The organism is Corallococcus sp. NCSPR001, from assembly GCF_017309135.1.
GTDB lineage: Bacteria > Myxococcota > Myxococcia > Myxococcales > Myxococcaceae > Corallococcus.
In genome coordinates, this window is sequence record NZ_JAFIMS010000002.1 from 955,580 (window position 1) to 973,246 (window position 17,667).

Genomic DNA, 17,667 nt, shown 5'->3' on the forward strand with positions numbered 1-17,667 from the left:
CCCACGGCCCATGAGCACGCTGCCGCTGTCACCGCAGGTCCTGGCCATCCTCTCCATGCTCATCGAGCAGCGCTCGGGCCTGCACTACGGGCCCGAGGACCGGGACCTGCTGGCGGAGAAGCTGTCCACCCGGGCGCTGGATGCCGGGTTCGACTCGCTGCTCGATTACTACTACTACCTTCGCTACGACCCGAAGGGGCCGGAGACGCTGGACTCGCTGGTGGAGGCGCTGCTCGTCCACGAGACGTACTTCTTCCGCGAGCCCCAGGCGCTGGAGGTGCTGGTGGACGAGCTGCTGGTGCCGGAGGTGCGCGCGGGCAGGAAGCCCCGCGTGTGGTGCGCGGCGTGCTCCACCGGTGAAGAGCCCCTCACGCTGGCCATGCTGCTGGACTCGCGCGGCGTGCTGAATGACGTGTCCATCCTGGCCACGGACCTGAGCTCCAGGGCGCTGGAGCGCGCGAAGGCGGGGGAGCACAACCTGCGCTGCCTGCGCGCGCTGCCCCCGGGCGTGATGGGGCGCTGGCTGGACATGGTGGACGGACGTCCCCGCGTGCGGCCGGACCTGATGGCCCGGGTGGAGTGGCGCCAGCTCAACCTGGTGGACACGGAGGGCTACCCGGAGCGTGGCGGCTGCGACGCCGTCCTCTGCCGCAACGTGCTCATCTACTTCCAGGACGACACCGCGCGCCGCGTGGTGGATGGCCTCACCCGGGCGCTGCGGCCGGGCGGGCACCTGGTGGTGGGCACCTCCGAATCCCTGATGCGCTTCGGCACGGCGCTGCGCTGCGAGGAGCGCCGCGGCGCGTTCTTCTACAGCAAGGCGGACTCATGACGTTGCGCGTGCTGGTGGTGGACGACTCGGCGTTCGCGCGCAAGGTGCTGCGCAAGGTGCTGTCGGAGGCGGAGGGGCTGGAGGTGGTGGGCACCGCGCGCGACGGCCTGGACGCGCTGGAGCGGGTGGCGGAGCTCAAGCCGGACGTCATCACCCTGGACCTGGTGATGCCGTCGCTGGACGGGACGGGCTTCCTGCGCGCGCTGTCCGGCATGCCGGACGCGCCGCGCGTGGTGGTGGTGAGCAGCGCGGGCACGGACAGTGAATTGGCGGTGGCCGCGCTCCAGGCGGGCGCGGTGGACATGGTGCACAAGCCCACGGCGCTCGCCACGGACCGGCTCTATGAGCTGGGCGCGGAGCTGGTGGAGAAGGTGCGCGTCGCGGGGCGCGCGGTGCCGCGCTACCAGCAGGAGCTGGCGGAGGCCGCGAACGCCCTGTCCCCCAAGTCGCCCCTGCCCGCGACGTCGACGAAGCTCCTGGCGGTGGGCACGTCCACGGGCGGGCCGCAGGCGCTGACGCGGCTGCTGTCCGCGCTGCCCCGGGACTTCCCGGCGCCGGTGGTGCTCGCGCTGCACATCCCCGCCGGCTACACGGAGGCCGTGGCGAAGCGGCTGGACTCGCAGAGCGCGCTGGAGGTGGTGGAGGCGGCGGACGGCATGGAGCTGGTGCCGGGCCGCGCGGTGCTGGCGCGCGCGGGCCACCACCTGAAGGTGGCGCGGCACGGGGCGCTCAACCTGGTGCGGCTGGACCGCCATCCGCTGGGCACCCCGCACCACCCCTCCGTGGACGTGCTCTTCCAGAGCGTGGCGGAGGTCTGGGGCAAGGACGCGCTGGGGCTGGTCCTCACCGGCATGGGCGAGGACGGGCTCCAGGGCGCGCGGGCCCTGCGCGCCTCGGGCGGCGTGGTGCTCACGGAGGCGGAGTCCTCCTGCGTGGTGTACGGCATGCCGCGCGCGGTGGCGGAGGCCGGCCTGTCCAACGGCAGCGCGCCGCTGGACGCGCTGGTGCCGCTCCTCTCGCGCTTCGTCTGACGGGCCTCAGGCGCGGTGCGAGGGGGGCGAAGGCGGCTCCGGCGGCGGCCCTTTGCGGGGCGGCGCGCGGCGCGGCAGCGTGACGGTGAAGGTGGTGCCGTCGTCCTCGGTGGACGTCACGTCGATGGTGCCGCCGTGGGCGTGCACGATTTCGCGCACGATGTAGAGCCCCAGGCCGTAGCTCATCTTCAGCGTGCGCGTCTGCTGCGGTCCCTGGCGGAAGGGCTCGAAGAGGTGGGGCAGGGTGGCTTCCGGGATGGGGCGGCCCTGGTTGTGGACCGTCACCACCACCTTGTTGCGCAGCCCGCGCGTGGACAGCAGCACGGGCGCGTCCGCCGGGCCGTACTTGAGGGCGTTCTCCACCAGGTTGGACACCACCTGCGCCAGGCGGTCCGGGTCCCAGTGCCCCTGCGTGTTGCCCTTGTGCTCCACGACGATGTCGCGCTTGGGGAAGGCCACGCGGAACTCGTGCGCCACCTTGGCCAGGAGCTCCTGCGTGTCCGTGCCGCGCGGTTCAATCACCACGCCGCCCACCAGCCGCGCGCGGGTGAAGTCCAGCAGCAGGCGCGTCAGCCGTTCGATGCGCACCGCCGCGGTGGCGATGCGCTGGCTGGTGCGCGCCGTCTCCTCGGCGGGTCCGCCGGCCGCGAGCACGCGCGACCAGTTCATGATGGCGCCGAGCGGGCTGCGGATGTCGTGGCTGATGATGCCCATCAGGTGTTCCTGGAACTCGGCGTGCCGGCGCACCTCGTCCTCGGCCCACTTGCGCTGGGTGATGTCGCGGCTGATGCCGAACAGGCCGAACACGTGGCCCTCCGGGTCGCGCAGCGGGCCCTTGGTGGACATCCACACGCGCGGGTCCCCGCCGGGGTCGCGCTGCGTGTCCTCGTAGGTGAGGGGGTGGCCCGCCTTGAGCACGTCCCGGTCGTGCTTCGTGTTGACGCGGGCCTCGTCGGGCGGGAACAGCTCCGCGTCGGTGCGCCCGCGCACCTCGGACACGGTGCGGCCCACGGCGCGCGCGCCCGCGGAGTTGATGACCTGGTACCTGCCCTCCATGTCCTTGATGTAGATGGCGTCGGTGGTGCCCTCCATCACCGCCTGGAAGAGCTGCCCCACGCGCTGCAGCTCGTGGCGGGCCTGGAACTCGCGGGAGATGTCGCGGCAGTGCACCAGCAGGCCGCCGTCCACGGGGCGGGTGCTCACCTCGAAGCAGAGGCCCCCCTCGTGCCAGCGGTGCTCGTAGGACTCGGCGGAGGGCTGCTCGGTCGCGGGCACGTCCAGGCGCAGGTGCGGGCCCAGGCCCAGCACGTCCGCCACCTTCTTGCGCAGGTCATCGCCCGGCTGGACGCGGGCCCCCAGGAGCTCGCGCATGCGCCGGCTCAGCCAGGTGATGCGCCAGCCCGCGTCCACGCCGAGGAAGGCCTCTGGCAGCGCCTCCAGCAGCGCTTGCAGACCCGGGCCAGAGGCCTCCGTCGGGGACGGGGCGGAAGGACGGGAACGCGGGCGGGCGGGAGCTTGGGCCATCGGTGGGTCGTCGGGGTGCGACGGGGAGCGGGTTCCTTCAGGTGGGAAACACAGCGGTGCCGCGGAGCGTGCCCGGCTTCAACGCCGGAACACGGAACCAGGACGGCGAAAGGCGTCCTGACCGCCTGTCTACGCGAAACAAGGACTCGTGGATTTCCGAGGGTAGGGAGGAACCTCCAGGAGGAAACGGGTCAGTGTTGTTCTTGTCGCCCCCGCCGCGCGCGAGGTCCGCCATGAGACAGAAGACTCGGGTTGGGACGGGGCCGGGGCGCATCCTCCCGGAACCATACCCCGCGAAAAGCAAAGCGGGGGCCCGCCCCGAGGGGTGACCCGCGACTTGTGCCCCGGGCGGAGGGTTGTGGCCGGAGCGGATGCTCCAGGGCTTCCCAGGGGATGGGAAAACGGGGTGGACGCCACCCGGGGGCGGTGGGTCCCGTTCCCCCCGGCTCAGGGCTTCTTCGCCTCCCGAGCCTCCCGGGCCTCGGCGTCCCCGCGCTCCAGCTTGCGGTAGAGCGTCTTGCGGTCCACGCCCAGGATGCGCGCGGCGAGCGTGCGGCTGCCGCCCACCGCCTCCAGCACGCGGTGGATGTAGCGGCGCTCCAGCTCCTCCAGCGTCACCAGCTCCGACGGGTCCGTGTTCTCCGGCACCACGCGCGGCGTGCTGTAGTTGCGGATGCGCTCCGGCAGGTCATCCACCGTGAGCTGTTCGAAGGACGTGAGCGCCACGGCGCGCTCGATGCAGTTCTGCAACTCGCGCACGTTGCCCGGCCACCCGTAGGCCAAGAGGCGCTGCGCCGCCGCGGGGGACAGGCCCACCACCTTCTTGCCCGTGCGGGACGCGAACTGCTCCACGAAGCGCTGGGACAACAGCAGCACGTCGTTGCCGCGCGCGCGCAGCGGGGGCAATTCCAGGCCAATGACGTTGAGCCGGTAGTAGAGGTCCTCGCGGAAGCGGTTCTCCTCCACCGCCAGCTCCAGGTCGCGGTTGGTCGCCGCGACGATGCGCGCGTCGAAGGGCGTCTCCGTGTCCCCGCCCACCGGGCGCACCACGCGCTCCTGCAACGCGCGCAGGAGCTTCGGCTGGAGCGTCATGGGCAGTTCGCCCACTTCATCCAGGAACAGCGTGCCGCCGTTCGCCTTCACGAACAGGCCCGTGCGTGACGCCTTCGCGTCGGTGAAGGCGCCCTTGGCATGGCCGAACAGCTCGCTCTCCAGCAGTTGCTCCGGCATGGCCGCGCAGTTGATGGCCACGAAGGGCCCCTCCTTGCGCCGGCCCCGCGCGTGGAGCGCGCGCGCGGCGACCTCCTTGCCCGTGCCGCTCTCGCCGGTAATCAGCACCGTGGCGTCCACGTCCGCCACCCGGTCGATGAGCGCGTACGCCTGCTTGAGCGCGGGGCTCTCTCCCACGAGCGCGCCGTCGTCCTGGCGCTGGTCCAGGGCCTGGCGCAGGCGGCGCACCTCCGCGCGCAGGGCGCGGTGCTGCACGGCGCGCTCCAGCACCAGCACCAGCGCGTCCAGGTCGATGGGCTTGGTGATGAAGTCGTAGGCGCCCGCGCGGATGGCGGCCACCGCCGTCTCCAGGCTGCCGAAGGCGGTGACGACGACGACGGGGATGTCCGGCCGGTTGAGCATGATGCGCTCGCACAGCGCCAGGCCGTCCATGCCGGGCATGCGCAGGTCGGTGAGGACGGTGTCGAAGTCCTCGACGGACAGCTTCTGGAGCGCCTCGTCCGCGGCGGCCACGGCCACGGGCTGGAAGCCCCGGCGCTGGAGGCCCTTCTCCACCATGGCGCGCATCTCGCGCTCGTCTTCGACAATCAGGATGCGGCCTGGCATGCGTGTGTCCCCGGCGGCAGGTAGATGGAGAAACAACTCCCACGGCCCGGCTCGCTTTTCACGTCAATCCAGCCGCCGTGGTCCCGCACCATCCCATAGGAGACGGACAACCCGAGCCCCGTTCCCTCGCCCACGTCCTTGGTGGTGAAGAAGGGCTCGAAGACGTGGGGCAGCACGTCCGCGGGGATGCCCGTCCCCTCGTCCTCCACGTCCAGCCGCACCCAGTCCTGCTCCGGGCCGCCCACGTCCGCGGGCGGCGTGGCGCGCAGCACCTGCGAGCGCACCCGCAGGGTGCCGGGCCGGTTCATCGCGTGGAGGCCGTTCATCACCAGGTTGGTGAGCACCTGCTGGAACTGCCCCGCGTCCACCTCCACGGTGAAGCCCGCGGGCACCTCCTGGGACAGCGTCACGCCCCGCTTGGTGGCCATGGGCTTGAGCAGGGACAGCGTGCGCTCCGCCAGCAGGGACAGGTCCTCTGGCGCGCGGGACGGCGTGCGGCGCCGGGCGAAGTCCAGCAGCTGCCGGATGATGCCGGTCATGTGCTGGGCCTGTTGGAAGATGATGCGGGCGCACTCGTTCACCTCGTCGCCCTCCGCCTCGCCGGAGGAGACCATCTTCGCGCGGCCCATCACGACGTTGAGCGGCGTGCCCAGTTCGTGCGCCACGCCGGACGCGAGCTTGCCCACCGTGGTGAGCCGGTCCGCGTGCCGCAGGTGCTCCACCGTGCGCAGGCGCGCCGCCGTCTCCGACGCCAGCCGCGCGCGCGTCTCCTCCAACTGCTCACCCATCCGGTTCATGGCCACCGCCAGTGTCGTCAGCTCATCGCCCTGCTCGCGCCGCAGGGGCACGCGCGCGGTGAGGTCGCCCTCGCCAATCCGTCCGGCCAGATGCACCAGCTGCTCCACGGGCCGGCCCACCAGCCTGCGGCCCATGGCCATGGCGGCCAACAGGAAGAACAGGGAGAGCGCCGCCGTGGCGATGAAGGTGCCCACCACGGTGGTGCGCACGTGCATCTCCTGTTCGGACATGGACTCGGTGATTTCAATGGCGCCCATGCGCCGGCCCAGGAACACCGGCGTGTATGAGCGCAGCACGCCCGGGCTGGTGGTGGTGTCCATCAGCCAGCCGTCGTTGCCCGCGCGCAGGCTGAGCAGCAGGGTCGGGGGCAGCGCCGGCGCGAAGCCGGAGCCCGGGCCGCCATCCAGCCACACCCACCGCAGCCGCACCTGCTCCTGGAAGCGGTTGGCCTGGTTGAGGAGCGTGAGCGCCTCGGCCTCGCCCGCCAGCTGCCACGCCTTGCCAATGGAGCCGGCCAGCGTGTGCCCGAGCAGGCGGTGGTCGTGCTGCGTGTCGATTTCCGACCGGGCGAGCTCCCGGTTGACCTGGAACGCCTGGAGCCCGGCCATCACCGCGACGGCGAGCAGCACGAGGGCCAGGGTGAATTTGCGAGCGAGCTTCACGGAAGAGGCAACCCCCGGTTCGTGCGTGAGGGGGAAGGAACACACGGACCGGGGAGGTACGCTACGGGTACCGCGGGTGCTGCGTCACGACAGTGTGTGGCTAGTTGCTGCTCGAGCCTTCGGCCGGAGCGGCGGGGGCCTTCTGGGAGGTGCCCGTCTTCGCCTTCTTCGCCTTGGTGCCGGCCTTCGCCTGGGCGGTGGGCGCGCTCTTGGCGGGCTTGGGGGCCGCGGCGAACGCGCCCATGGAGGCGAGGGACAGGGACAGGCCGAGGACCAGGGCGGAAGTGCGCTTCATGGAGAGACTCCGAATCAGACCCGCGAGGTGTGGAGTGGCGTGCGGGCTGACCGGGGCTAGAGCATTGGCCATGCCAACACGCGCCCCAGAGCGGGGGGCTGCCAACGCGGGGCACGATGTCCATGCATGCCTGGGGCACATTGCCCCGGCGGGGGCAGGATGCCCCGGAGCCCCACGCGACATGACGGATCCACGTCTCTTGAGGGCACGTGGCATGCGCCATGCTCCTCCGCAATCAAATGACGAACGCACCTCCGCGAGAAGAAGCCACGCACGCCCCGCGCATCCTGGTGGCCGAGGACGACGACGCGATGCGCGCCATGCTCGTGCGGACGCTCAAGCGCGCGGGCTACACGGTGGTGGAGGTGGAGGACGGCTTCGAGCTGGGGGACTACGTGACGATGATGCAGGGCCACGGAGGCTCGCTCGCCCCGCCGGACCTCATCGTCAGCGACGTGCGCATGCCGGGGCGCACCGGGCTGGAGGCGCTCGGGAGGCTGCGCGCGCAGGGCATCGCGTGCCCGGTGCTGCTGCTCAGCGCCTTCGCGGACGAGGAGACGCACGCGGAGGCCCTGCGGCTGGGCGCCCGCCGGTTGCTCGACAAGCCGGTGGACCTGGACGTGCTGAAGGAGGCGGTGCGCGACGCGGTGGCGCGCCCCTGATCCGGCTCAGGCCGGCGTCCCCGCGTCGGCGGGCGGGACCTCGGGGACGGGCTGCCCGTTGAGCTCCGCGCGCAGCCGTTCGCGGTCCAGCTCGTTCTCCCAGCGGGACACGACGATGCTGGCCACGCCGTTGCCAATGAAGTTGGTGAGCGCGCGCGCCTCGCTCATGAACCGGTCGATGCCCAGGATGAGCGCCAGCCCCGCCACCGGCACGGACGGCACCACCGCCAGCGTGGCGGCCAGGGTGATGAAGCCCGCGCCCGTCACGCCGGAGGCGCCCTTGGACGTGAGCATGGCCACGCCCAGCAGCGTGGCCGTCTGCGTGAACGTCAGGTCCACGTTGAGCGCCTGCGCCACGAACAGCGCCGCCATGGTGAGGTAGATGTTGGTGCCGTCCAGGTTGAAGGAGTAGCCGCTGGGCACCACCAGGCCCACCACGGACTTGGAGCAGCCCAGCCGCTCCAGCTTCTGCATCAGCGGCACCAGCGCGGACTCGGACGACGACGTGCCCAGCACCAGGAACAGCTCCGCGCGGATGTAGCGCAGGAACTTCAGGATGGAGAAGCCCGTCGCCCGCGCGACGAGCCCCAGCACGACGACGACGAAGAGCACGCACGCCAGGTAGAAGCAGCCCATGAGGCGCAGGAGCGGCCCCAGGCTGGTGACGCCGTAGGCGCCCAGGGTGAAGGCCATGGACGCGCCCGCGCCAATGGGCGCCAGCTTCATCACCGCGCCAATCATGTGGAAGAAGGCCTTGGAGAGCGCCTCGAAGAGGACGACCACGGGCTTCGCCTGCGCGCCAATGGCCGTCAGAGAGAAGCCGAACAGCAGCGCCAGGAGCAGCACCTGGAGCAGGTCGCCCTCGCCGGTGAAGGCGTCCACGAAGGTGCGCGGGATGATGTGCAGCAGGAAGCCCAGGGTGGACTGGTCATGCGCCTGCTGGGCGAAGCGGGCCACGGCGCTCGCGTCCAGCGTGCGCGGGTCCACGTTGAAGCCGGAGCCGGGCTTGAGCACCGTCACCACCAGCACGCCGATGAGGAGCGCGAACGTGGAGATGACCTCGAAGTAGAGCAGCGCCTTGCCGCCCACCCGGCCCACCTTCTTCATGTCCGCCACGTTGGCCACGCCCAGCACCACGGTCAGGAAGATGACCGGGGAGATGAGCATCTTCACCAGCGCGATGAACCCGTCGCCCAGCGGCTTGAGCTTCACCGCGGTGGACGGCGCGAAGTGGCCCAGCAGGCCCCCCGCGAAGATGGCGGCCAGCACCCACAGGTAGAGGCGGGAGGAGGGCTTCGTGTCGGCGCTCATGGCTGTGTCCCTCAGGCCGACTTCTGCTCGGCTTCGTCCTTCTCGAACAGTTGCTCCAGCTCACGGCGCGCGCGGACGATGACCTCCATCATCTTCTTCTCGTCCTTGAAGACCTTGGCGCTCTCCAGCATCAGGGCCTCGTCGTGCTCGCGGAAGCGCTCCACGGAGCGGCGGGCCTCCGCGAAGGTGAGGCCCAGCTCCTGGAGCACGTCGCCGGCCATGGTGAGGCTCGCGTCGAACGTCTCGCGGATGAGGTGGGTGACGCCCAGGTCCAAGAGCCGGTACGCGTGCTCGCGGTTGCGCGCCCGCGCGTAGATGGTCAGGTGCGGGAAGTGCTCCTTCACCATCTGCGCGGTGCGCAGGGACGCGGCCATGTCGTCGATGGCCAGCACGAACACCTTCGCCTTCTCCGCGCGGGCGGCGCGCAGCAGGTCCAGCCGGGACGCGTCGCCGTAGAACACCTGGTTGCCGAAGCGCTGGATGAAGTCGATGTGCTCCGCGCTCGCGTCGATGGCGGTGAACCCGATGCGGCGGGCGCGCAGCAGGCGGGCCACCACCTGCCCCACGCGCCCCATGCCCGCGATGATGACCGGGTGGTCCTCTTCCGGGGCCACGTTGTACTCGCGCTGCGGACCCTTGTGCTTGAAGCGCGGCGCCACCCAGCGCTCGTGGATGGCGGACAGGAACGGCGTCACCACCATGGACAGGCCCACCACCAGCACCAGCAGGTCCGCCTGCTCGCGGTCCATCACGTGGAAGGACACCGCCAGGGAGAAGAGGACGAAGGCGAACTCACCGCCCTGGGAAATCACCACCGCCAGGCTCTCCGCGGAGCCCGGCTTCTTCAGCCCCACGCGGCCCAGCCCGTACAGCACCAGCGCCTTGAGGAGCGTGAGGCCCAGCACCAGCGCCAGCACGCGCAGGGGCTCGCGCGCGAGCAGCGCCAGGTTCACGGACATGCCCACGGCGATGAAGAACAGGCCCAGCAGCAGGCCCTTGAAGGGCTCGATGTCCGCCTCCAGCTCGTGGCGGTACTCGGACTCCGACAGCAGCACGCCCGCGAGGAACGCGCCCAACGCCATGGACAGGCCCACCGCGCTGACCAGCGACGCGGTGCCCACGACCACGAGCAGCGCCGTCGCGGTGAACAGCTCCTGGCTGTGCACGGACGCCACCGCGCGGAACACCGGGCGCAGGAGGTAGCGGCCCGCCACCACCACCACCAGCACCGCGCCCACGGCCTTCACGGCCATCAGCCACCCGGGCTCCGTGGATGGCGTGTCGGACGTGCCCAGCAGCGGCAGCGCGGCCAGCAGGGGAATCACGGCCAGGTCCTGGAACAGGAGGATGCCGAAGGCCAGTTGCCCGTGCTCGGTGGTGAGCTGGTTCTTCTCCCCAAGCAGCTGGAGCGCGAACGCGGTGGAGGACAGCGACAGGCCGAAGCCCGCGATGATGGCCGCGTTCCAGGACAGGCCCAGCGCCTTCGACACGCCCGCGAGCAGGAGCCCCGTCAGCACCACCTGCGCGCCGCCCATGCCGAACACGGAGCGGCGCAGGTTCCACAAGCGCGACGGCTGCAGCTCCAGGCCAATCACGAACAGCAGCAGCACCACGCCCAGCTCCGCGGTGTGGAGGACGCTCTCCACGTTGGAGATGAGGCCCGCGCCATACGGCCCGATGGCCGCGCCCGCCGCCAGGTAGCCCAGCACGGAGCCCAACCCCAGCTTCTTGAAGAGGGGCACGGCGACGACGGCGGCGGCCAGGAACACCAGCGCCTGATGCAGGAAGGACATAAGGCGCCTGCATGGCACGCTGAAGGCCACCTCGGCAACAGGCGTGGGGCGCGGCTCAGGCCTGCTGGGTGGGCATGAGGGTGAGCTGCTGGAAGTTGATGTGCCGGGGCAGGGCGGTGGCGAAGGCGATGATGTCCGCGACCTCCTCCGGGGACATCCAGGTGAGCGACTTCCGGGCGCTGTCTAGCCAGGCCCGCGCGCCCGGGTCGGTGTTGCCGTCGTGCAGGGCCGTATCCACCAGCCCCGGCTCCAGGGCCATCACGCGGACGAAGCGGGGGCCCAGCTCCGCGCGCAGGTGGCGGGACAGGTGGGTGACGGCGGCCTTGGTGGCGCCGTAGACGTTGAAGTTCGCGTACACCGCCTGCGCGGCCACGGACGACACGTTGACGAGGTCCGAGCGCCCGCCCGCCTTCGCCGCCGCCAGCAGCGGCTCCACGAAGGTCTCCACGACGCGCACGGTGGCCTTCAGGTTCAAATCAATCATCCGCTCCCAGTCCTCCGTGGGGTGTGCCTCCATGGGCGTGGGCCGCATGAGGCCGGCGTTGTTGAGGACCAGGTCCACGACGCCCAGCTCGCCCGCGATGACCTTCGCCGCCTCCTTCACGGACTTCGCATCCACCACGTCGGTGCCCAGGGCGAGCGCCCGGCCACCCCCTTGCGTAATGGTGGAGGCGAGCGCGTCCAGCCGCGCCTTGCTGCGTGCGAGCAGGGCGACGCTCGCGCCGTCCCGCGCGAGGCGCAGGGCGGTGGCGGCGCCGATGCCGCTGGAGGCGCCGGTGATGACGGCGACGCGGCCAGACAGGGGCAGGGTGGGGGATGCCATGGCAGGACTCCTGCTCGCGCTTGGGAAGGGGACTGCTTTCGCGAGACAGGACAAGGGATAGGGAACGGGCGCTTGTGGGGGTAGGTCTGGAATCCGGATGGACTCCTGAAGAAAACTCAGGAATGGCCCTGACCCCGCTCAATGCCTTGCACCAGTTCATTACCGTCGCGCGGCACCGCAGCTTCACGGCCGCGGCGGCGGAGCTGGGCGTGTCCGCCTCCGCGCTGAGCCACACGGTGCGCCAACTGGAGGAACGGCTGGGCGTGCCGCTGCTGTCGCGCACGACGCGCAGCGTGGCGGTGACGGCGGCGGGCCGGCGGCTGGTGGAGCAGGCCGGGCCGGGCGTGGCGCAGGCGCTGGGGGCGCTCAAGGACGCGTCCTCGCGGCCCGGCGAGGTGACGGGTGCGTTGCGGCTGACGCTACCGGCCACCGCGCTGCCCTTCGTGCTCACGCCGCTCGTGGCCTCGTTCCGCGAGCGCCATCCCCAGGTGGAGATGGACCTGGTGGTGGAGAGCCGCAAGGCGGACATCGTCGCGGAGGGCTTCGACGCGGGCATCCGGCTGGAGGAGTACCTGGAGCGGGACATGGTGGCGGTGCGCATCGCGCCCCCGTTCCGCTTCATCGTGGTGGGCGCGCCGGAGTACCTGGAGCGCCACGGCACGCCGGTGAAGCCCCGGGACCTGCTCCAGCACGACTGCTTCACCTACCGCTCGTCCAACACCGGCGCGCTCTTGCCGTGGGATTTGGAGAAGGGCCCGCGCACGTGGCGGCTGCCGGTGCGCGGCACCGTCACCACCAATGACGAGCGCGTCTGGCTGGGACTGGCGGAGGCCGGCCTGGGGCTGGCGTACGTGCTGGAGTCACAGGTGGAAGCGCAGCTGGAGGCGGGCACGCTGCGCCGCGTGCTGGAGGACTACGCCGCGTCCGTGCCGGGCCTCTTCCTCTACTTCCCCAGCCGCGCGCGGGTGTCCCCCGCGCTGCGCGCCTTCCTGGAGCACGCGCGCCCTCCCGCGAGGAGGAAGGGGCGCTGAAGTCAGTGCTCGTAGGTGTCGCGCGGACGCGACATGCCACCGGCGGCGGCTGCCTGCGGAGCGGCGACGGGCATGCCGATGTGCGCCACGGGCAGCGTGAAGGTGAAGACGCTGCCGGTGCCCAGGATGCTCTCCGCGCGGATGGAGCCGCCGTGCGCCTCCACCAGACCCTTGGCGATGGCCAGCCCCAATCCGGTGCCGCGGGCCGCCGCGTCGCGCGCCTGCCAGTAGCGGTCGAAGATGTGCGGCAGCGCGTCCGGCGCGATGCCGTTGCCCGTGTCGCGCACGTCGAAGGACACCTCGCCGCCGCGCATCACCGCCTTCACCGCCAGCGTGCCGCCCGGCGGGGTGAACTTCACGGCGTTGCCCAAGAGGTTGCCCATCACCTGGAGCACGCGGCTGCGGTCGCACTTCACGCGCAGGCCCTCCGTGGGCAGGTCCGCCTCCAGGTGCAGCCCCTTGGCCTCCGCCAGCGGACGGATGGCCTCCAGCGCCTCCGTGGCCAGCGCCACGGCGGTGTGCTCGCCCAACTCCAGCGGCAGGTGCCCCGCCTCCAGGCGGCCCCAGTCCAGCAGGTCGGAGATGAGCCGCGACATGCGCTCCGCCGCGTCGTTGATGCGCGTGGCCTGCTTCGCCACCGCCTCGCCGCCCGGCTTGCCCGCCGTGCCGCGCAGCAGCAGCGCCGCGCCCAACTGCACCACGCCCAGCGGGTTCTTCAGGTCGTGCGACACCACCGCGAGCAGGTCCTCGCGCGCGCGCGCCGCCCGGCGGGACTCACCCACCAGCCGCGCGTTGTCGATGGCCAGGCTCGCGCGCAGGCACAGGTCCTCCGCCAGCGCCAGGTCGTCCGGGCCGTAGCGGCGCCCGGAGCCGGAGCTCACGAACGTCACCGCGCCCAGCGTGTGGCCGCGCGCGCGCAGCGGGATGATCATGTACGAGCGCGCCTGCAACGCCTCCAGCATCGCCGGGTGCGCGGGCTCCGCCGCCGCCGCGCGCAGGAGCGACTCCGTCACCGCGGGCACCAGCTCCGGCTCGCCCGTGCGCAGCACGCGCAAGAGGCCCACGGGCGCGTCCTCGCGGACCTCCGTACGCATGGGCAGGCCCCGGGCGCGCTCCTGCTGCGTCGGATCCAGGCACGCCACCGCCGCGCGGCCCACCCACGGGCCCTGCTCCAGCGCGTCCACCAGGCACCAGTCCGCCAGGTCCGGCACCGCCAGGTGCGCGAGCAGCGTGTACATGCCCTGCGGATCCGGCGGGTGCGTGAACAGCGTCGTCATCGCCTGGTAGAGGAAGGAGCGGCGGCGCTCGGCGGTCTCCACCTCCGCGCGCGCGGCCTGCTCCAGCTCCAGGGCGCGTGAATAGACGGCTTCGGCTTCCGTGAGCGCCCGCGCCGTCACCAGCACCGCCGGAGACGCCTCCGCGTCCGAACCCAGCGGCGTGAGCACCAGCGCGTGCCGGCGGATGCCCTGCGCGCCCGGCCACGGCGCCTCCACGGTGGTGGACTCCCGCAGCGTCACCACGCGGACGCGCGCGGACTCCAGCGCGGCCAGGGATTCTTGCGGCAGCCCCAGCTCGCTCCAGTGCCGGCCCGACAGCGCGCCCGCCTCACGGCCGAGCGCCCGGGCCCCCGCCGCGCTACACGACACCAACCGCCCCGTGCCATCCAGCAGGTAGGCGGGGTCGGGGATGGCGGCGAACACCGCTTCGTAGGCCAGACCGGTCGTGGGAGCGCTCATCGGGAAGAGGGGGGCGGGGGTGGGATGCCCCAATTGGACCCGATATTGACACTCCGTGCCAGGGCCGCCATTCCGGCCACGCAATCCGATGAATCAATTTCACTCAACCAACACTTCAGCCAAGCCGGCCCGTGGGCTGGAGCAGGGCCAGCAGCCGCCGCGCGATCTGCCCGAGCGGCAGGACCTCGTGCGCCAGGTTGGCGCCCACCACCACGGCGGGCATGCCGTAGACGACGGACGTCGCCTCGTCCTGGGCGATGACCCGCCCGCCTGCCTGGTGCAGGTCCCGGATGCCGTCCAGGCCGTCCTGCCCCATCCCCGTGAGCACGACCGCCAGTGACGTCTGCCCATACGCACGGGCCACGCTGCGGAAGAGCCAGTTGGCGGACGGCCGGAAGCCCTGGATGGGGGCGGCGCCGGACACCTGCGCGCGGTGATCCGTGGTGACACCCAGGTGCTTGTCGTCCGGGGCCAGGTACACGGTGCCGGGCACGAGGGGCTCGCCGTCCTCGGCCACCTTCACGCACAGCTTCGTGGCCGTGCCCAGCCAGGTGGCCAGGCCGGAGCCGAAGCCCAGCGCGATGTGCTGCACCAGCAGGATGGGGGGCGGGGGGGCATCCCTGCCGCCCAGGTCGGACAGGATGCGGTAGAGCGCGGCGGGGCCCCCGGTGGACGCGGCCATCGCCAGCACGGCGGGCGGGCGGGCGCCGGGCGTGGGCGTGGACTCCGGTGGAGACGAAGGCGTGAGGGCGCGGTCCGGCCAGCGGCGGACCACCTTCACCTGGGCCATGGCCTTGAGCGTGTCGCGCAGGCGGCGGCTGTCCGCCTCGAAGTCCGGCGACTCCGGGCCCACCGGCTTCTGGAGCACCGCCAGCGCCCCGGCCCTCAGCGCGGCCATGGACGTCTGGATGTCGCGCTCCACCAGCGTGGACACCACCACCACCGGCGTGGGGACCTCCGTCATGATGCGGCGGGTGGCGTCCAGGCCGTCCATGCGCGGCATCTGGATGTCCATGGTCACCAGCGCGGGCTGCAGCCGCTGGCACAGCTCCACCGCCTCCAGGCCGTCCCGGGCCTCGCCCACCACGGTGAGCGCCGGGTCGGTGCGCAGGATTTCCACCAGCAGCCGCCGGGCGGTGGGCGAGTCCTCGGCCACCAGGATGCGCAACGGTTCGGTCTTCATAGCAGTCGCCTCAGGGTCTCCAGCAGACTCGTGGGGTCAAACGCGCTCTTCACGATGTACGCGCTCGCGCCGGCTTGCAGGCCGCGCGCCTTGTCCTCGGGCTTCTCACGCGACGTGACGAGCACCACCGGCAGCCGTCCAAAGCGTGGAGAGGTGCGCACGGCCTCCGTCACCTGGAAGCCGTCCATGCGCGGCATCTCCACGTCCATCACCAGCGCGTCCGCGCCGCCCGCCTGGAGCCGCTCCCACGCCTCCGCGCCGTCCGCGCACGCGGTGACGTCGTAGCCGGCGCCCTCCAGGATGCTCTGCTCCAGCATGCGCGTCGTGGGCGAGTCGTCCGCCAGCACCACGCGCCGCCGCGCCACCTGCTCCTTGGGCGTGGGGAAGAACTGCGCGGAGGGGCGTCCCCCCGCGGCCCGCACCAGCGACGCGGGGTTGAGCAAGAGCGCCATGCGCCCATCCGGCAGCACCGCCGCGGCGGCCACGTGCCGGGCGCGCTTCACGCGGCTGCCCAGCGAGCGCACCAGCACCTCCTGCTCCGCGATGACCTCGTCCACCACCAGCGCCGCCTGCGCGGTGCCCGCGGACAGCACCACCGCGGGGGGCCGCGTCTTCGGCGGCCCCGGGGGCAGGTCCAGCACGCCCGCGAGCGACGCCAGCGGCACCAGCGCCTCCGGCGTCACCCAGGACATGCGGCCCTCCACCTCGCGCACGTCGGAGGGGGCCAGGCGCAAGAGCCGGTCCACGCCCTCGCTGGCGAGCGCCAGCACCTGCCCGCCCACGGACACCAGCAGCACGCGCAGGGTGCTCAGGGTGAGGGGCACGTCCAGCGTGAAGCGGGTGCCCTGGCCCGCCTTGAAGGCCACCTCCACGCTGCCGCGCAGGGCCTCCACCTGGGCGCGCACCACGTCCAGGCCCACGCCCCGGCCGGACACCGCCGTCACCTTCGCCGCGGTGGACAGGCCCGGCAGGAACACCAGCCGCGCCGCGTCCTCGTCGTCCTCGGGCGCCTCCATGCCCCGGGTCCGCGCGCGCTCGCGCAGGGCCTCCAGGTCCAGGCCGCGCCCGTCGTCCTCCACCGCCACCTCCACCCGGCTGCCGCGCAGCCGCGCGGACAGCACCACGCGGCCCTCCTCCGGCTTGCCGTGGCGCACGCGCTCCTCCGGCGCCTCCAGGCCGTGCGCCACCGCGTTGCGCACCAGGTGCAGCAGCGGTTCACGCAGGGACTGCAAGAGCGAGCGGTCCAGGTCCAGCCCGCCGCCGTGCACCTCCATGCGCACGCGCCGGCCCAGGCCGTGCGCCACGTCGCGCGCGGCGCGCTCCAGGCCGGTGCAGCCCTCCTCGAAGGGGAGCATGCGCGCGCGGCGCACCTCATCATCCAGGCCGGTGGAGGACTGGAACAGCGCGCGGCGGTCCTGCGCCAGCACGCGCGCCACCCGCCCCAGCTCCAGCTCCACGCGGCGCAGCGTCGTCTCGGACTGCGTGCCGCGCACCCGCTCGCGCAGCCCCGTCACGTCGTCGCGCAGCGCCTCCAGCGACTCGGCGTGGCCCTCCAGGCGCAGCATCGCCACGCGCAACTCACCGCTGCGGCCCAGCAGCGCGTCCAGCTTCTGCCCGGACACGCGCACCGGCAGCGTCTCCCCGCTGGCCTGCGCGGGGAGGGCGGGCTCCGGCTCGGCCTCCGCGGGGGCCGGGGGCTTCGCGTCGGCGGCGGGGGCGGCGGGCGCCGGCTTCGGCGGAGTCTGGCCAGGCGTGCCGTGCGCGGCCTGCTCCAACTGGGGCAGCAGCGTCTCCAGCGGCGAGCCGGCCAGCTCCTGGCGCGAGGCCAGGCGGCGGCCCGCGTCGTCCAGCGCGTCCACCGTGGCGAAGCACAGCTCGAAGAGGTCCGGCGAGGGGGCGCGCCCGTGGATGAGCGGCTCCAGCACCTCCTCCATGCGGTGGCAGGCGTTCTCCACCATGCTGGCGCTGGCCGCGCGCGACGCGCCCTTCACGCTGTGCAGCGTGCGCAGGATGCCCGGGATGAGCTCCTTCGCGCGCGCCGGGGCCTGCTCCAGCGCGAGCAGGTCCCGGTTGAGGGACACCACGTGCCCCTCCAGCTCCTCCAGGAACGAGTCCAGCAGTGCCTGCGCCAGCCTGTCGCGATCCATGGG

Annotated in this window: 14 protein-coding genes; 4 read left to right on the plus strand and 10 right to left on the minus strand. The window is 72.4% G+C overall.

Annotated elements, in window-relative coordinates; all coding sequences use genetic code 11:
- Window positions 1-10: 10 nt before the first annotated feature.
- Both JYJ93_RS06010 and cheB (JYJ93_RS06015) read left to right on the plus strand, forming a co-directional pair.
- Window positions 11-832: a protein-glutamate O-methyltransferase CheR gene (locus JYJ93_RS06010; RefSeq protein ID WP_206787203.1), complete on the plus strand. Its 822-nt coding sequence runs from the start codon at window positions 11-13 to the stop codon at window positions 830-832.
- Window positions 829-1,863 (plus strand): chemotaxis-specific protein-glutamate methyltransferase CheB, encoded by a 1,035-nt coding sequence (gene cheB / locus JYJ93_RS06015; protein WP_206787204.1) that lies wholly within the window; start codon window positions 829-831, stop codon window positions 1,861-1,863. The genes JYJ93_RS06010 and cheB (JYJ93_RS06015) overlap by 4 nt, the downstream gene beginning before the upstream one ends.
- Window positions 1,864-1,869: 6 nt before the next feature.
- On the opposite strand, the gene JYJ93_RS06020 is transcribed toward cheB (JYJ93_RS06015), so the two are convergent.
- From JYJ93_RS06020 to JYJ93_RS06035, 4 genes are all read right to left on the minus strand, one after another.
- Window positions 1,870-3,387, minus strand: a complete 1,518-nt coding sequence (locus JYJ93_RS06020; protein WP_206787205.1) for an ATP-binding protein — start codon at window positions 3,385-3,387, stop codon at window positions 1,870-1,872.
- Window positions 3,388-3,834: 447 nt separating this feature from the next.
- A complete protein-coding gene (locus JYJ93_RS06025; RefSeq protein WP_206787207.1) occupies window positions 3,835-5,223 on the minus strand; it encodes a sigma-54 dependent transcriptional regulator in 1,389 nt (462 codons plus the stop codon).
- On the minus strand, window positions 5,205-6,683 hold the full coding sequence (locus tag JYJ93_RS06030) for a HAMP domain-containing sensor histidine kinase (RefSeq protein WP_206787209.1): 1,479 nt from the start codon (window positions 6,681-6,683) through the stop codon (window positions 5,205-5,207). The genes JYJ93_RS06025 and JYJ93_RS06030 overlap by 19 nt, the downstream gene beginning before the upstream one ends.
- A gap of 100 nt (window positions 6,684-6,783) precedes the next feature.
- Window positions 6,784-6,978, minus strand: coding sequence for a hypothetical protein (locus JYJ93_RS06035; protein ID WP_206787210.1), 195 nt, complete (start codon window positions 6,976-6,978; stop codon window positions 6,784-6,786).
- A gap of 239 nt (window positions 6,979-7,217) precedes the next feature.
- Between JYJ93_RS06035 and JYJ93_RS06040 the strand changes: the two genes are divergently transcribed.
- On the plus strand, window positions 7,218-7,640 hold the full coding sequence (locus JYJ93_RS06040; RefSeq protein WP_242543683.1) for a response regulator: 423 nt from the start codon (window positions 7,218-7,220) through the stop codon (window positions 7,638-7,640).
- 6 nt (window positions 7,641-7,646) lie between these two features.
- On the opposite strand, the gene JYJ93_RS06045 is transcribed toward JYJ93_RS06040, so the two are convergent.
- The 3 genes from JYJ93_RS06045 to JYJ93_RS06055 are packed head-to-tail and all read right to left on the minus strand — an operon-like array spanning window position 7,647 to window position 11,567.
- Window positions 7,647-8,951, minus strand: a complete 1,305-nt coding sequence (locus tag JYJ93_RS06045; RefSeq protein WP_206787214.1) for a dicarboxylate/amino acid:cation symporter — start codon at window positions 8,949-8,951, stop codon at window positions 7,647-7,649.
- A gap of 11 nt (window positions 8,952-8,962) precedes the next feature.
- Window positions 8,963-10,744, minus strand: coding sequence for a monovalent cation:proton antiporter-2 (CPA2) family protein (locus JYJ93_RS06050; RefSeq protein ID WP_206787216.1), 1,782 nt, complete (start codon window positions 10,742-10,744; stop codon window positions 8,963-8,965).
- A gap of 55 nt (window positions 10,745-10,799) precedes the next feature.
- Window positions 10,800-11,567 (minus strand): SDR family oxidoreductase, encoded by a 768-nt coding sequence (locus JYJ93_RS06055; RefSeq protein ID WP_206787218.1) that lies wholly within the window; start codon window positions 11,565-11,567, stop codon window positions 10,800-10,802.
- A gap of 122 nt (window positions 11,568-11,689) precedes the next feature.
- On the opposite strand from JYJ93_RS06055, the gene JYJ93_RS06060 reads away from it, so the two are divergent.
- On the plus strand, window positions 11,690-12,598 hold the full coding sequence (locus JYJ93_RS06060) for a LysR family transcriptional regulator (RefSeq protein WP_206787220.1): 909 nt from the start codon (window positions 11,690-11,692) through the stop codon (window positions 12,596-12,598).
- 2 nt (window positions 12,599-12,600) lie between these two features.
- On the opposite strand, the gene JYJ93_RS06065 is transcribed toward JYJ93_RS06060, so the two are convergent.
- The 3 genes from JYJ93_RS06065 to JYJ93_RS06075 form a co-directional block, all read right to left on the minus strand.
- A complete protein-coding gene (locus JYJ93_RS06065) occupies window positions 12,601-14,334 on the minus strand; it encodes an ATP-binding protein (RefSeq protein ID WP_206787223.1) in 1,734 nt (577 codons plus the stop codon).
- Between the two features lie 115 nt (window positions 14,335-14,449).
- Window positions 14,450-15,517: a chemotaxis-specific protein-glutamate methyltransferase CheB gene (gene cheB / locus JYJ93_RS06070; RefSeq protein WP_206787225.1), complete on the minus strand. Its 1,068-nt coding sequence runs from the start codon at window positions 15,515-15,517 to the stop codon at window positions 14,450-14,452.
- On the minus strand, window positions 15,514-17,664 hold the full coding sequence (locus JYJ93_RS06075; RefSeq protein ID WP_206787227.1) for a response regulator: 2,151 nt from the start codon (window positions 17,662-17,664) through the stop codon (window positions 15,514-15,516). Before JYJ93_RS06075 ends, cheB (JYJ93_RS06070) begins: the two co-directional genes overlap by 4 nt.
- Between the last annotated feature and the right edge of the window lie 3 nt (window positions 17,665-17,667).

Excerpts from the sequence above, each read along its gene's own strand:
- JYJ93_RS06035 (WP_206787210.1), bottom strand. The coding sequence starts at position 6,978 with ATGAAGCGCACTTCCGCCCTGGTCCTCGGCCTGTCCCTGTCCCTCGCC.
- JYJ93_RS06045 (WP_206787214.1), bottom strand. The coding sequence starts at position 8,951 with ATGAGCGCCGACACGAAGCCCTCCTCCCGCCTCTACCTGTGGGTGCTG.
- JYJ93_RS06050 (WP_206787216.1), bottom strand. The coding sequence starts at position 10,744 with ATGTCCTTCCTGCATCAGGCGCTGGTGTTCCTGGCCGCCGCCGTCGTC.
- JYJ93_RS06060 (WP_206787220.1), top strand. The coding sequence starts at position 11,690 with ATGGCCCTGACCCCGCTCAATGCCTTGCACCAGTTCATTACCGTCGCG.
- JYJ93_RS06065 (WP_206787223.1), bottom strand. The coding sequence starts at position 14,334 with ATGAGCGCTCCCACGACCGGTCTGGCCTACGAAGCGGTGTTCGCCGCC.
- JYJ93_RS06055 (WP_206787218.1), bottom strand. The coding sequence starts at position 11,567 with ATGGCATCCCCCACCCTGCCCCTGTCTGGCCGCGTCGCCGTCATCACC.
- JYJ93_RS06020 (WP_206787205.1), bottom strand. The coding sequence starts at position 3,387 with ATGGCCCAAGCTCCCGCCCGCCCGCGTTCCCGTCCTTCCGCCCCGTCC.
- JYJ93_RS06040 (WP_242543683.1), top strand. The coding sequence starts at position 7,218 with ATGACGAACGCACCTCCGCGAGAAGAAGCCACGCACGCCCCGCGCATC.
- JYJ93_RS06075 (WP_206787227.1), bottom strand. The coding sequence starts at position 17,664 with ATGGATCGCGACAGGCTGGCGCAGGCACTGCTGGACTCGTTCCTGGAG.
- JYJ93_RS06010 (WP_206787203.1), top strand. The coding sequence starts at position 11 with ATGAGCACGCTGCCGCTGTCACCGCAGGTCCTGGCCATCCTCTCCATG.
- JYJ93_RS06025 (WP_206787207.1), bottom strand. The coding sequence starts at position 5,223 with ATGCCAGGCCGCATCCTGATTGTCGAAGACGAGCGCGAGATGCGCGCC.
- cheB (WP_206787225.1), bottom strand. The coding sequence starts at position 15,517 with ATGAAGACCGAACCGTTGCGCATCCTGGTGGCCGAGGACTCGCCCACC.
- cheB (WP_206787204.1), top strand. The coding sequence starts at position 829 with ATGACGTTGCGCGTGCTGGTGGTGGACGACTCGGCGTTCGCGCGCAAG.